Below are 13,255 nucleotides of genomic sequence, written 5' to 3'. Positions count from 1 at the left end.
CGCGGATCAGCGGCGGTTGCTAGCCTGGGACCGCCTCGTACGACAACCGTTGGAGTTCGCGTGAGTGATGGGCCGGCTCGTGACCTGGTGGGTACGGTGCGTCGTATCGACTCGCTGCTCGACCGCATGGGATTGAACCGCGAGGACGTGCTGCGGGTCGAGGGCGAGGGCGGACTCTCCCACGCCTCCGGCGTCCCGGCGCAGGAGGTACGGGAGATGCTGCGCGGCGAGCCGCACCCCGTGCCCCGGCAGGCCGGGGACGTGGTCGAGGAGCGTCACCGGCGCGTGGTCGAGCGGATCCTCTTCCTGCGCGCGACGCGGCTGCGCGCGGCGGCGGACGGCAGCCGGCGGCCGTACACGCTGGCCGAGATCGCGGTCGGCGCGGGGACCAGCGCGCAGTGGCTCGACAAGATGATCAAGACGGGCCGGGCGCCCAACCTCGATCACGCGGCGGGCATCGCCGGATTCTTCGGAGAGAAGATCGAGTTCCTGGTCGCCGAGCCCGCCGAGGCGCTGGACCGGGTCCTCCAGCAGATCCACAAGGACCTGCTGGAGCGGACCGTGGAGCGCCAGGACCAGGACCTGCGACGGCTGAGGAACGCCGGATCGGCCGGGGAGGTCGATCCCTCGCTCGGTGTGGTCGGGTACGCCGCACGCGCCCTCGCCGACGTGCCGGACGACACCGCCCAGCCCTTGATCGCCCTCATCGAATCCGTCGCCCGGCGCTCCCGCGAGGAGCGTGCCCGGGAGGCGCGTGCGGCTCTCGAAGCCAGTGGGGCACAATGACCCTCGGGTGGTCGCGTCGGGCTCAAACCGCGCCCCACCAGCGGTAACGCGCAACGGGCGATGCATGGGGGGCTGTGCATCCGGTACGAAGGACGGGTGGCAGGTCGTGGGGGTCTCGCGCGAGATGAAGCGGCATCGTGACGAGCTGATCGCGGGTCTGCCGCAGCCGGTTCCACATGAACCGGTGGAGTTGATGAAGGCCATCTGCGGGGGTGCGGCGAAGAGCAGCGGCCGGGAAGTCCGCCTCATGCTGGAGGAGTTCCCGCCGGACACGGTGACGGGCCTCTGGCTCGATCTGGGCGACCACCACCTGATCGCCGTGGAGGCGAACACCTCGCCCCTGCATCAAGTCGTGATCCTGGGCCACGAGTTGTGGCACCTCAAGGAGGGGCACTGCGGCCATGGCGGCGGGGCCGGCGCGAAGGCGGCGGCCCGCATGCTGGGGGACCGGTGGAGCCTCGCCGACGCGGTCACCCATGTCGCCGCGCGTACGGAGCCGGACCACGAGGAGGAGCGGCGTGCCGAGAAGTTCGGCCGGATGCTGGCCGACCGGTGCAGGCCCTTCCTGGAGGGCCGGCGCGCCGCCTCGCCGTCCGCCGGCGTGGCCGGCCGTATCTGGGCGTCGTTCAGAGGATGACGCCGCAGGAGAGCGTGAACCTCTACCTGCCGGCCGCCGCGCTGGGCGTCGTCCTGCTGGTCAAACTGCCGTCCCTGGTGCGGCGTTGGCGCACCCCCATGGTCTGCAGCGTCAACGCGGTGATCTTCTTCCAGGCCGCGGCGTTCTTCTTCTCCGCACCTTCCACCATCGTGTTCGTCAACCGCGTGACCGGAATCGCCAACTTCTCGGCGCTGATGGTCTACTGCCTTCTCTCCGCCTACGCGTGCGCCTGCCGCGTGCTCATGGAGAACTGGCGCGAGGACGCGCGGGTCGCGCCCCGCACGCGCCGCCGGGTCAGACGCTGGATCTGGGGCCACGTCGTCGTGGCCGTCCTGCTGGTGGTCTGCTTCACTCTGGGCGAGGCGCCGGTCGAACGGCAGCGTGACTTCGAGACGTACTACGCCAACACGCCGTTCATCCGCGAGATGGTACTGCTCTGCCTGCTCGCCTGCACCGCCGCGGCCGCCGCGGCCGCCGCCGCGTGCCGGAAGTGGGCGCGCGACATCCGCCGGAAGTGTCCCGAGCGGAAGTCACCGGCGGGAGGGGCGCTGCACATCGGTCTCTCCGTCCTGACCCTGGGTTTCCTGACCAACGTGACCTACGGGGTCGCGAAGCTCGTCGCCGTCGCGGGCGCATGGGCGGGCCACGACTGGGAGGCGATCAACCAGGTGGGCATGGCCTTCGCCTGTCTCGGCACCGTTCTCGTCGCCGCCGGCTTCCTGATCCCGCTCGTCGTCCCCTGGCTCACCGCCCGCGTGTTCGGGCCCCTGTGCATGCTGCGTGCGCTGGGCCCGCTGCGTCGGGCCGTGCGCGCCGGCTGTGACCGCGACGGCCGGATGCGGCTCACCACTCCGTGGTACGCCGGGCCCGGTCGGCGGCTCACGGACCGGATGACCGACATCCACGACCGGATGCTGGAGCTCGGGGCCTACTGCTCCGAGGAGGTACGCGCCCACGCCTACGCCCGGGCACGCCGGGCCGGCCGGACCGAGAGCGAGAGCGTGGCGACCGGCCTGGCCGCCATGGTCACGGCCGCGACCGACGCGCGTGCCCGTGGCGTGCGCGCCGACCCTGCGCAGGGCGCGGCGGCGATCCGGGCGCTGCGCGCCGCCGAAGCCGAGCACCATGACCTCCTGGTCGGCATCTCCCGGGCCCTTGGCGATCCGGCGGGCCTGCCGGCCGGGCCGACGGCCCGGCCGGCAGGGCTTCCCGTCCGGGCCGACTTCGCTGCCGGGCCGGAGCGGCACTCCCCCGGGCGCTCCCCCGCGGGGCCCGATGGCAGGGAGGTCGTGGAGCCGCCGCCCGGCACGCCGGTGACCGGCTGAGGCGCAGCGGGCCCGAGGCCGTCTCCGGCCCCGGGCCGCCGCGGCCGCCGGGTTGGCCGCGGCTCGGTCAGGACCGGCCCTGACCGAGCCGGCCGGCCGCGGGCCGGCTTGAGGGGCGGCCCGGCGGCCGGGCCGCCCCTCGGTGGAGGGTCAGGGACGGAACCACTTGGTGTTGGCGCCGCCGTCGCAACCCCACAGGCCGAGACCGGAGCCGTTGGCCGTGGCCTGGCCCCAGACGTTCATGCACTGGCCGGGGTTGAGCTGGGCGGTGATGGTGGCGTCGCCGTTCACGTTCCACTTCTGCTCGGCGCTGCCGTCACACGGCTGGACCGAGACGCGGGCACCCTGGTTCGCGCCCTTGTCGGCGGTGAGGCACTTGTCGCCGCCCACGCGCAGTTCCTTGGCCGCGGTGGCGTCCCACTGCTGGTTGGCACCGCCCCAGCAGTCCCAGATCATCGCGCCGGTGGTGCCGTTCCAGTCCAGGCAGCGGTTCGACTGCGCGCCGCGCAGGACGGAGCTGGCCCAGCGGGTGCCGTGGTCCTGGGCGTGGACGACGAGGGAGTTTCCCTCGAGGGCGGCGTAGGCGCCTGCGCCGTTCCAGGTCTCGGTGACCCAGAGGTCGCCGCCGCGGCCCTGGCCACCGTCGGCACGGTAGAGGACGAGGTTGCCGTCGTCCTGCATGTGCAGGTACGAGTACCAGCTCCAGCTGTACTTCCCCCACAGCTCGCGGCCGGAGGCCGCCTCGCGGACGAGGGCGTTGCCCTGGATGTCCATGATCAGCACGGTCTGGCCGTTGGTGAGCCAGGAGCCGGGCATCAGCTTGGCGCCGGGGGTCAGCTTGTCCCCGCGCGGGGAGGTGTCACTCTGCCACAGGAGCTTGACGACTCCCGTGCCACCGGTCGTGGTGGTGACGGTGGACAGGACGAGGTTGGCGTCGGGCTGCAGCGCCAGCCGCGCGCCGGGGTTGCCGTTCGTCCTGGACGACCACAACGCGCCGGCGGGGTCGGTCTCCTGAGCGTCCTTCTTGTAGACGACGAAGTTACCGTCGGCCTGCATCTTGGCGTACGCGCCGGGGTTGCCGCTGGTGCCGGAGATCCAGAGCGCGCCGCCCTGGTTCTCGCCTCCGGCGCGGTGGTAGAGGACCAGGTCGCCGTTGGACTGCATGACGAGCTTGGCGTTCGTCGTCGAGATCGTCTCACCGGACCGCAGCGTGTCGCCTGCCTTGAGGACGACGGGGCGCTGCTTGACGGACCCGATCCACGAGGCGAGGTCGTCGGCGCGGGCGGCGACGGCCCCCTTGCGGGTCTCCGTGGCCGGCGCGGCGAAGCAGCCGCCCTGCCACGAACGGCTGTTGACGGCGACCAGCCTGCCGGCCGCGTCGAGCACCGGGCCGCCGGTGTCGCCCTTGCACAGGACGTCGGTGCCGTTGGCGGAGTCGAGGGCGAGGTCGCCGGCGGTGACGTTGGTGACGGTGAAGGCGCCGGTGTGGAGCTTGTCCGGGACCCACTCGGTCTTGGTGCGGCCGAAGCCGGAGGCCGTCAGGGCGGTCCCGGCGGCGGGAGCGGCCGTGGCGAGCTTCACCGGCGCGATGTCCCGCACCGAGCGGTCCAGACGGGCCAGGACCAGGTCCCGGTCCGTACGCGGGGCCAGCTCGACGACGGTGCGGACCGTGGCGCCGCCGAGGGTGGCGGTGGTCGGGCGGGCGGGCTTTCCGGCGGGCACGGCCTCGCCGGGCTGTTCGGCGAAGCAGCTGGCGGCGGTGGCCAGCCAGAGCTCGTCCACCAGGGTCGCGGTGCAGCCGCGGTTGTCGGGCCACTCGCCGACCGTCAGCTGGACGGTGTGCGCGAGCGTGGCGGCGGTGGCGGGGGCGCCGACGGCGGCCTGAGCGGTGCCGGCGAGGCCGGTGACCGCGAGGGGGGCGGAGAGGAGGGCCGCGCCGAGGGCGGCGCGTATGGAGGGTCTTGCGGTGTGCTGACGCTTCATGTCACTTCCTGGAAGCAGGGCTGGGAGCTGTGGGGCGGGGACGTCTCGCGTCCGGGCCGGGGGCGGGCGGGCCGGCTCGGCGGCCGGTCCGGCGGTCCTGTCCCGCGGCGGGGCCGGCGGCCGGTTCCGCGGCGGGGCCGGCGGCCGGTTCCGCGGCGGCATCGGCGTGTCGCCGTCCTCCGGGCGCGGGTCGCCTTCTGGGCGGTGTCGACGCCTACTTGGTGGTGCGGATCTCCATGAGCATGAAGTCGCGGGCCTGCGGGTCGACGCTCTCACCGACCGGGGTCCAGGTGTTCTTCCTGATGTCGAAGGACTTCTCCTCGTCGCCGACGGTCATGTCGACTTCCGTGGAGTAGGTGTTGCCCTTGATCGAGTAGACGGACGGGAGCTCCAGGGCGAGGTAGCCCCGGGTGCCCGTGACCTTGAAGCAGAACCGCTCCTCGTCCTGCCGCGTCCAGACCTCCAGCAGGTCGGCGGCGCTGCCGCACTCGGCGAGGAGGATGTGACCGTCGCCGCGCTTCAGGACGATGTTCTTCTCGGCAAGGATCTTGTCGGCGTTCGGGTAGCCGAAGTCCTCGACGGCGTAGCCCGGGCCTTCCTCGGCGACGGCCTTCATCGCGACGGCGTCCGTGGCGTCCGCGTTCGCGGTGGGTCCGCCGGCGGTCGCCAGCCAAGCCAGGGCGCCCGCGGCGGTGGCCACGGCCACTGTGCGGACGAGTGTTCTGAGTGCCTTCATGCCTGTTCCAGTCGTCGGTTCCGGTCCTGCCCGGAAGAGGTGTGCCGTACTGATGTGAAGGCTCGTGTCCAGCCAACCGGAGACGCGCCCATGGCATCTCGATGGCGTAAAGCCCCCGACTTCGAGCCGGATCCTAACCGAACACCGGGCCCGCAAATCAAGTCCGCGAAAACAAGCATGACGTGCCGTCAATGGAATGCGGGAACTTCCGGCTCACGCGAAGTGCGGAGGCCGAAGCGTGCCAGGAGGGCGGTTACGCGCCCCTCGATGACGCGATCAGAGAACCCGCCACGCGTGACCTGCCTCACATCCACCCCGAGGTAACGCCGTTCGTTTCACTGCGACTTGCCGCTTTATCGCCCGATTCGCGAGTCATGTTTCAGCCATGAGGTGGCTTGTTCAAGCGCCGGTAATAAACGGAAGTTGATTGCTCATCAACTAGCGTCTGGTCATTGCCGCGCGTGCCACGTAAGGTCATGCCGCGCGCCCCTCGGGTCTTGCATGTCTGCCATGGCCCGACGAATAAGAACGCGATTCACACTTGCTGTCCTGGCTCGGGCCGCACTGTTTTGCGGGCGTGCCAGGCGTCGAAAGCGAAGGACCGTTTTGGACACCACCTATTGGAGTAGACGGCGCGTTCTCGGCGCCATTGCGGCCACGACTGCCGTGGTCACCACGTCCAGCCTCGTCCTCAATCCCGTGGCCGCGTGGGCCGATACGCCGCCCGTCGGCGACGACGACGGCGACCCGTTCCTGCTGCCGGACACCGACCGGGCGAAGGTCGTCAAGGAGTGGATGCTCGGCGGCCAGGCCGTACGTGCCGCCGCCGCCGCGGCGCTGACCGGCTCCGACGCCGACGTACAGAACTTCCTGAACGTCAGGCTCGCCATCGAGACCGCCGAGGATAACCGCGCGACCGTCATGAGCGGCCTCGCGGTGGGTGGCAAGGGCACCAGGCGAGAGGCCACGGCGGCGATCAACGGCGGCGACGCCGCCATCTCCGCGTATCTCGCGGGCGGCTTCAGAGCCGCCATCATGGAAGACCTCAGGGTGGCCACCGCCACGGTGATGGGCCGGGGCGGCAAGGGAGTGAACCGCGCGGGCGACGCCGCCCTGAACGACGGCTCCCAGGCGGCCCTCGAGAAGTTCCTGACGGAGGGCCAGTACAGCGCGCGGCTGCAGGACATGCGCGTCGAGGTCTCCCGGATGCTGGTGCAGGCGGGTCCGGAGGTGCAGAAGTACGCCGACCGCGCGCTGTCCGGCACCGAGTCCGACGTCGAGTGGTTCCTCGAGACCGGGCAGCACATCGCCCGTGCCCGTGACCAGGAACGCGCGACGATCGAGGAGCTCGTCGCCGTCGTCACCCGCGAGGGCAACAAGGCCGACGCGAAGACGAAGGAGGCCGAGGAGGCCTCCGCACGTGCCGTCGAAGCCGCGAGCAAGGCCCGGGAGGCCGCCGAGAAGGCGGCCTCCGAGGCCCAGCAGGCGCAGGACGACGTCGCCAAGGCCGGCAAGGCGGCGCGCAGGGCCGGGGACGCGGCCAGGGGAGCGGCCGACGCCGCCCGAGTCGCGATCAACGCCTCGCACGCCGCCGTCCAGGCGTCGCGCCGCGCCTCGTACGCCGCCGCGGCCGCGAGTCAGGCCGCCGCCAACGCGGGATCCGCCGCCGCCCGCGCCTACCAGGCCGCCATCGCCGCTTCCAGGGACGCGACCCAGTCGGGCTGGGCCAAGGAAGCCGCCGTCGCCGCCCGGAACGCCGCGGCCAGGGCGCGCGACGCGGCCGCGGCCGCCGACCACGCCGCCAACGCCTCGCGGGCCTCTGCGGGAGCGGGGGCCGCCGCCGCGTCCGCGGCACGGAACGCCGCGGCCGCCGCCAAGGCCTCGACGGATGCCGCCGCGGCGTCGGGCGCCGCCCAGTCGCAGGCCGCGGAGGCCAAGCGGCAGGCGCAGATCGCCTCCACGAACGCCACGATCGCCACCAACGCCGCCGGCACGGCGCAGGCTCTGGCCAACGCGTCGGCGGCGGCCGCCCGGACCGCGCGCGACGCCGCCAACAGCGCGGCCGCGCATGCCGAGAAGGCCGCGGACGCCGCCGAGTGGGCCGTGCAGTACGCGGGCCAGGCCGTGGACTACGCCAACAAGTCCACGCAGTTCGCCAACGAGGCCACCACGGCCGCGAACAACGCCACCGAAGCGGTCGTCAAGGCGGTCGAGGTGGAGAAGGCCGCGCGCGAGGCCGAGTGGCAGCGGCTGGACGAGGACATGCAGCGCGCGATCGAGGAGGTCCGCCTTCTCGCGCAGATCGAGGCCGAGGAGAGGGCCGAGACGGAGCGGAAGCGGACCCAGGCGGAGCAGACCGTCCAGGCCACGAAGGACCTCGTCGCCCAGGCCGAGGCCGCGCTGAAGGCCGGGGACGCCACCGGCGCCGCCGCGCTCGGGCGCAAGGCCGCCCTCGCCCTGATGGAGTCCAAGGGCAGCTGGTCCCAGGAGGCCGCCCGGTTCGCCCTGGCGGGCACGGACTCCGAGGTGCACGCGTGGATCGAGGTCGACCGCCGGATCGCTCAGCGGCAGGACGACCGGGAGACCACCCTCTACATCGCCAGGACCTCTCCCCCGGCGGTCGCCTTCGCCGCGACCGCGGCGCTGGAGAGCACCGACCCGGATGCCGTGGCGACGTTCCTCGCCACCGGAGCGATGCAGGCCGCCGCGACGGACAACCGCGTCGCGGTCAACCGCGTCCTGGCCGAGAATCCCGGGCGCGCGGTGACGGCGGCGGCGCACGCGGCGCTGGACGCCGGGACCGCGCAGGCGCTGTACGACTTCCTCGCCGTGGAGCTCGAGAAGGCGCTGCGCGAGGACGACGCGGTGGCCACCTCCACCCTCCTGCACACCGGTGGGAACTACACCAAGGCCCATGCCCAGGTCGCGATGGAGGGCCCGGCGTGGATGCGTCGCAACTTCGTCGCCACGGCGCAGTACGACTCCGCCGAGCTCGATCACGACTCCTCCTCGCACATCGCCGCCATGCAGGGCGCGATCGCCGCGGCGGCCAAGATCGCGCACAAGGCGCAGGAGGACGCCGCCCGTGCCCAGGAGGCGGCGGCCAAGGCCCGAAACGCGGCCGCCGAGGCGTTGCAGTGGGCCGACAGGGCCCAGCAGTCTGCGGCGCAGGCGGCTACCGCGGCGCAGCAGGCGAACGTACTGGCGAACAACGCCGAGCAGTCCGCGAAGGAGGCGCAGGCCTCCGCCGACAAGGCCAGGTACGCGGCCTCCAACGCGCGCATCGCCGCACGCTCGGCGAACTTCGCGGCCAGCCGTGCGCTCGCCTCGGCCCGCAGCGCGATCGCGTCCGCCAACTCCGCTCAGGCCTCGGCCGCCCGCGCCCGTGCCTCGGAGTGGCAGGCCAACCAGAACGCCGAGGCCGCGGCGACGGCCGCGAGCCAGGCCTGGCAGATCGAGGGCGAGAAGCGAAAGGCCGAGGTCGCCGCGAGGGCCCGGGAGGCCGCCGTCGAGGCCCAGGCGGCCAAGCAGGCCGGGGTCAACCAGTGCAACGTCGCCGACTACGACTCCGTCAAGAGCGAACCGGAGTTGGGCAGCGCGAAGTGGTGGGCCGAGTACACCCACTCGGCCGCCGTGGTCGCCGGCTTCGCGGGCGTCGGCGTGGGGCTCATCGGTATCGGCGTCGGCCTCTTCCACCCTCCGGCCGGCGCGCTCATCGTGGCCGCGGGCTTCGGGATCGGTGTCGGCGCCGCCATCCTCGACGTGACCAGCGCGGTCTTCTACGGGGTCGGCTACGGCTGGAAGAGCAAGGAGTTCAAGAAGCAGGCCGCGATCGCGGGTCTGAGCGCCCTGATGCTCGGCCAGTCCCGGTGGATCCACGGCGCCGCGCACCTCTCCAAGAAGGGCGCCCACGCGCTCCACGAGGTCTCCCAGGTGGCGCAGGAGGCGGTGTCGCCGATCGTCAGCTGGCTGAGCGGCAAGAAGAAGAAGCACTGACGCTCCGAGCGCGGGCGGCGGCTCGCGCGGAAGGCGCCTGATCCGGCACGTGCCCGGGTCAGGCGCCTTTCCGGCATGCCCGGCACCCGGTTTCCGGGAAGGACACGGCACCGCGCCCGGTCACGGGAGACGGGACGCGGGTCGTCCCCCGGGGTGGTGCGGCGACGGGCCTCGGAGGCAGGCACGAGGCGGTACGGCAGGTGATGGGGGCCGCGCGCCTGGGGAAGGGTGACGGGGGAAGGACACAGCCGGAACCGCACCGTCGAGCGCTGCCAGGAGAGAGCCATGAGAATGCTGATCAACGTCCCGGAGACCGTGGTCGCCGACGCGCTGCGGGGCATGGCGGCCGCGCATCCCGAGCTCGTCGTGGACGTCGAGAACCGTGTGGTCCTGCGGCGGGACGCGCCGGTCGCCGGGCAGGTCGCCCTGGTGTCCGGGGGCGGGTCCGGGCACGAGCCGTTGCACGCGGGTTTCGTGGGGCCGGGGATGCTGGCGGCGGCGTGCCCGGGCGAGGTCTTCACGTCACCCGTGCCGGACCAGATGGTGCGGGCCGCCGCCGCGGTGGACAGCGGGGCGGGGGTGCTGTTCGTCGTCAAGAACTACACCGGGGACGTGCTCAACTTCGAGATGGCCGCCGAGCTCGCCGAGGACGAGGGCATCCAGGTCGCCCGGGTCCTGGTCGACGACGACGTGGCCGTGACGGACGGCCTCTCCACCGCCGGGCGGCGCGGGACGGGTGCGACGCTCTTCGTGGAGAAGATCGCGGGAGCCGCCGCCGAGGAGGGCGCTCCGCTGGAGCGCGTCGAGGCCCTCGCCCGGCGGGTGAACGGGCGGTCGCGCTCCTTCGGCGTGGCGCTGAGCTCCTGCACGACACCCGCGAAGGGCAGCCCCACCTTCGACCTGCCGCAGGGCGAGCTGGAGTTGGGGATCGGCATCCACGGCGAGCCGGGGCGGGAGCGGCGCGCGATGATGACCTCGCGGGAGATCGCGGACTTCGCCGTCGATGCCGTACTGGACGACCTGCGGCCGTCGGGTCCCGTCCTCGCGCTGGTCAACGGCATGGGGGCCACGCCGCTGCTCGAGCTGTACGGGTTCAACGCCGAGGTGCAGCGGGTGCTCGGCGAGCGCCGGATCCCGGTCGCCCGGACCCTCGTCGGGAACTACGTGACCTCCCTCGACATGGCCGGCTGCTCGGTGACGCTCTGCGAGGCCGACGAGGAACTGCTACGCCTGTGGGACGCGCCCGTGCGGACGGCTGCCCTGCGCTGGGGCCGGTGAGAAGGAGAGTGCCCGAAGTGACCGGACCGACCGAGCCGACCGCTGGACCCGTACCGAACGCACCGACCGGCCCCGGCAGCGCCGCCGCGGCACGCGCGTCGGCCGACGCCGCCCGACCGCCGGCGGCCCACGGGGCCGACGCGCTCGACGCCGCGTTCTTCCTGCAGTGGCTGGCGATCGCCGCGGCCGCCGTCGACCGGGAGGCGGACCGACTGACCGATCTCGACTCCGCGATCGGCGACGCCGACCACGGAGCCAACCTCAGGCGGGGTTTCGCCGCCGTGACGGACCTCCTGGAGAAGGAACCCCCCGCGACGCCGGGAGGCGTGCTCACCACCGCGGGGCGACAGCTGATCTCCACCGTCGGCGGCGCCTCGGGGCCGCTGTACGGGACGCTCCTGCGCCGTACCGGCAAGGCGCTCGGCGAGGCCCCGACCGTGACGCGCGAGGCGTTCGCCGAAGCGCTGGCGGCCGGGGTCGCCGCCGTCGCGCAGCTCGGTGGGGCGCACGTCGGCGACAAGACGATGCTGGACGCGCTCGTCCCGGCGGCCGAGGCCCTGCGCGAGTCCTTCGAGGCGGCCCGGACGGCGGCCGAGGAGGGCGCGCTGGCCACCGTGCCCCTCCGGGCGCGCAAAGGCCGCGCCGGCTATCTGGGCGAGCGCTCGATCGGGCACCAGGACCCGGGTGCCGCCTCGTCCGCGCTGCTGGTCGCCGCCCTCGCGGAGGTGGCCCCGTGACCGGCGGCCGGGTCGGCATCGTCCTCGTCTCGCACAGCGCCGCCGTGGCCTCGGCCGTCGCCGAACTCGCCAGGGGACTCTCCGGTGGCGGCGCCACCGCGCCGATCCTGCCCGCAGGAGGGACCCCGGACGGCGGTCTCGGCACCAGCTCCGCGCTGATCGCCGAGGCCGCGAAGGCGGTCGACCAGGGCGCCGGTGTCGCCCTGCTGGTCGACCTGGGCAGCGCCGTGCTGACCGTCAAGGCGCTCCTCGCCGACGGCGACGAACTTCCGGAGGGGGCGCGGCTCGTGGACGCGCCCTTCGTCGAGGGGGCGATCGCCGCGCTCGTCACGGCCACGGCCGGCGGGGATCTGGCCGCCGTGGAGGCGGCGGCCGCGGAGGCGTACACGTACCGAAAGGAGTGAGAGAGGGCGCGAGAGACTCGTCACACACCGTCCGCACGGGCCTCCGTGTTGTGATGCGCCTGGTCAACCCACTAATGTCACAGCGCCTTGGTGTACGGGAAACCGGTGCGGTACCGGTGCGGCCCTCGCCACTGTGATCGGGAAGTCCGGCTCCACCCTCTGGGGGGCAAGACCCTTCAGGGGAGCCACTGCACCACCGCGGGAGACCGTTGCGGTGTGGGAAGGCGGAGCCGCGACGGCATGACCCGTCAGCCAGGAGACCGGCCAAGGTGCGTTGTCCATCCACGAGGTGCTGGAGAGGGTCTCCCGATCATGCATATAGCCGAGGGCTATCTACCCCCCGTGCACGCGGCCGCCTGGGGCGTCGCGTCCGCCCCCTTCGTCGTCCACGGCGTCCGTGCCCTGACCCGCGAGGTCAAGGCCAATCCCGAGTCCACCCTGCTGCTGGGTGCGTCCGGTGCGTTCACCTTCGTTCTGTCCGCTCTCAAGCTCCCCTCGGTGACGGGGAGTTGCTCCCACCCCACCGGCACGGGGCTGGGGGCGATCCTGTTCCGGCCGCCGGTGATGGCGGTCCTCGGCACGATCACCCTGCTGTTCCAGGCCCTGCTGCTCGCGCACGGCGGGCTCACCACGCTCGGCGCCAACGTCTTCTCGATGGCGATCGTCGGACCCTGGGCCGGGTACGGGGTGTACCGGCTGCTGCGGCGGTTCGACGTGCCGCTGATGGTGAGCGTCTTCTTCGGAGCGTTCGTCGCCGACCTGTCCACGTACTGCGTTACCAGCGTGCAGCTCGCGCTGGCCTTCCCGGACCCGGGAAGCGGCGTCGTGGGCGCGCTCGCCAAGTTCGGCTCCATCTTCGCCGTCACGCAGTTGCCGCTGGCGGTCAGCGAGGGCCTGCTGACGGTGCTCGTGATGCGGCTGCTGACGCAGTCGAGCAAGAGCGACCTGACCCGGCTCGGGGTGCTGCTCCCGGGCGACCGGAAGACCGAGAAGGCGGAGGCGAGCGCGTGATGAGCCGTAACGCGAAGATCAACACGCTGCTGCTGCTCGTCGTGGCCGCCCTGGCCGTGCTCCCGCTGGTGCTGGGGCTCGGGGACCACAAGGAGGAGCCCTTCGCCGGGGCCGACGGCGAGGCGGAGGCGGCGATCACGGAGATCGCTCCCGACTACGAGCCGTGGTTCAGCCCGCTCTACGAGCCCCCGTCCGGCGAGATCGAGTCGGCGCTGTTCTCGCTCCAGGCCGCCCTCGGCGCCGGTGTCCTCGCCTACTACTTCGGGCTGCGCAAGGGCCGCAGGCAGGGCGAGGCCCGGGCCGGGGCCAAGCCGCCGGCGACGCCGTCCGGCGACGAGTAG

At 72.8% G+C, this 13,255-nt stretch carries 11 protein-coding genes and 1 riboswitch; of the genes, 9 read left to right on the top strand and 2 right to left on the bottom strand.

Features of this window, described 5'->3' with window-relative positions:
* Positions 1-60: 60 nt before the first annotated feature.
* The 3 genes from AB0K65_RS25585 to AB0K65_RS25575 all read left to right on the top strand — a co-directional run bounded on the left by AB0K65_RS25585 (position 61) and on the right by AB0K65_RS25575 (position 2,769).
* Positions 61-786, top strand: coding sequence for a hypothetical protein (locus tag AB0K65_RS25585; RefSeq protein ID WP_365720355.1), 726 nt, complete (start codon positions 61-63; stop codon positions 784-786).
* A gap of 124 nt (positions 787-910) precedes the next feature.
* Positions 911-1,423: a toxin-antitoxin system, toxin component gene (locus AB0K65_RS25580; protein ID WP_365720353.1), complete on the top strand. Its 513-nt coding sequence runs from the start codon at positions 911-913 to the stop codon at positions 1,421-1,423.
* Positions 1,420-2,769 carry a DUF6545 domain-containing protein gene (locus AB0K65_RS25575; protein ID WP_365720351.1) on the top strand — a complete coding sequence of 450 codons (1,350 nt, stop codon included), beginning with the start codon at positions 1,420-1,422 and terminating at the stop codon, positions 2,767-2,769. The genes AB0K65_RS25580 and AB0K65_RS25575 overlap by 4 nt, the downstream gene beginning before the upstream one ends.
* Before the next feature lie 150 nt (positions 2,770-2,919).
* Here AB0K65_RS25575 and AB0K65_RS25570 read toward each other — a convergent pair whose 3' ends face one another.
* Both AB0K65_RS25570 and AB0K65_RS25565 read right to left on the bottom strand, forming a co-directional pair.
* On the bottom strand, positions 2,920-4,752 hold the full coding sequence (locus tag AB0K65_RS25570; protein WP_365720349.1) for a trypsin-like serine protease: 1,833 nt from the start codon (positions 4,750-4,752) through the stop codon (positions 2,920-2,922).
* Between the two features lie 214 nt (positions 4,753-4,966).
* Entirely contained in the window at positions 4,967-5,488 is a 522-nt protein-coding gene (locus tag AB0K65_RS25565; RefSeq protein WP_365720347.1) for a hypothetical protein, read from the bottom strand.
* Between the two features lie 666 nt (positions 5,489-6,154).
* Here AB0K65_RS25565 and AB0K65_RS25560 point away from each other — a divergent pair.
* From AB0K65_RS25560 to AB0K65_RS25535, 6 genes are all read left to right on the top strand, one after another.
* On the top strand, positions 6,155-9,484 hold the full coding sequence (locus AB0K65_RS25560; protein ID WP_365720345.1) for an ALF repeat-containing protein: 3,330 nt from the start codon (positions 6,155-6,157) through the stop codon (positions 9,482-9,484).
* Positions 9,485-9,769: 285 nt separating this feature from the next.
* Positions 9,770-10,762, top strand: coding sequence for a dihydroxyacetone kinase subunit DhaK (gene dhaK / locus AB0K65_RS25555; protein ID WP_365720343.1), 993 nt, complete (start codon positions 9,770-9,772; stop codon positions 10,760-10,762).
* 161 nt (positions 10,763-10,923) lie between these two features.
* Positions 10,924-11,499, top strand: a complete 576-nt coding sequence (gene dhaL, locus AB0K65_RS25550) for a dihydroxyacetone kinase subunit DhaL (RefSeq protein ID WP_365720393.1) — start codon at positions 10,924-10,926, stop codon at positions 11,497-11,499.
* Positions 11,496-11,903, top strand: coding sequence for a PTS fructose transporter subunit IIA (locus AB0K65_RS25545; RefSeq protein WP_365720341.1), 408 nt, complete (start codon positions 11,496-11,498; stop codon positions 11,901-11,903). The genes dhaL and AB0K65_RS25545 overlap by 4 nt, the downstream gene beginning before the upstream one ends.
* Before the next feature lie 43 nt (positions 11,904-11,946).
* A riboswitch (cobalamin riboswitch) is annotated at positions 11,947-12,187 on the top strand.
* Between the two features lie 28 nt (positions 12,188-12,215).
* The gene (locus AB0K65_RS25540; protein WP_365720339.1) at positions 12,216-12,914 is read left to right on the top strand and encodes an energy-coupling factor ABC transporter permease; all 699 of its coding nucleotides are present in this window, start codon (positions 12,216-12,218) and stop codon (positions 12,912-12,914) included.
* The gene (locus AB0K65_RS25535; protein ID WP_365720337.1) at positions 12,914-13,255 is read left to right on the top strand and encodes an energy-coupling factor ABC transporter substrate-binding protein; all 342 of its coding nucleotides are present in this window, start codon (positions 12,914-12,916) and stop codon (positions 13,253-13,255) included. The genes AB0K65_RS25540 and AB0K65_RS25535 overlap by 1 nt, the downstream gene beginning before the upstream one ends.

This window comes from Streptomyces sp. NPDC053755 (genome assembly GCF_040677675.1).
Lineage (GTDB): Bacteria > Actinomycetota > Actinomycetes > Streptomycetales > Streptomycetaceae > Streptomyces.
This window is presented reverse-complemented; position numbering and strand designations above follow the sequence as displayed.

Excerpts from the sequence above, each read along its gene's own strand:
- AB0K65_RS25570 (WP_365720349.1), bottom strand. The coding sequence starts at position 4,752 with ATGAAGCGTCAGCACACCGCAAGACCCTCCATACGCGCCGCCCTCGGC.
- AB0K65_RS25565 (WP_365720347.1), bottom strand. The coding sequence starts at position 5,488 with ATGAAGGCACTCAGAACACTCGTCCGCACAGTGGCCGTGGCCACCGCC.
- AB0K65_RS25575 (WP_365720351.1), top strand. The coding sequence starts at position 1,420 with ATGACGCCGCAGGAGAGCGTGAACCTCTACCTGCCGGCCGCCGCGCTG.
- AB0K65_RS25580 (WP_365720353.1), top strand. The coding sequence starts at position 911 with ATGAAGCGGCATCGTGACGAGCTGATCGCGGGTCTGCCGCAGCCGGTT.
- AB0K65_RS25535 (WP_365720337.1), top strand. The coding sequence starts at position 12,914 with ATGAGCCGTAACGCGAAGATCAACACGCTGCTGCTGCTCGTCGTGGCC.
- AB0K65_RS25540 (WP_365720339.1), top strand. The coding sequence starts at position 12,216 with ATGCATATAGCCGAGGGCTATCTACCCCCCGTGCACGCGGCCGCCTGG.
- dhaK (WP_365720343.1), top strand. The coding sequence starts at position 9,770 with ATGAGAATGCTGATCAACGTCCCGGAGACCGTGGTCGCCGACGCGCTG.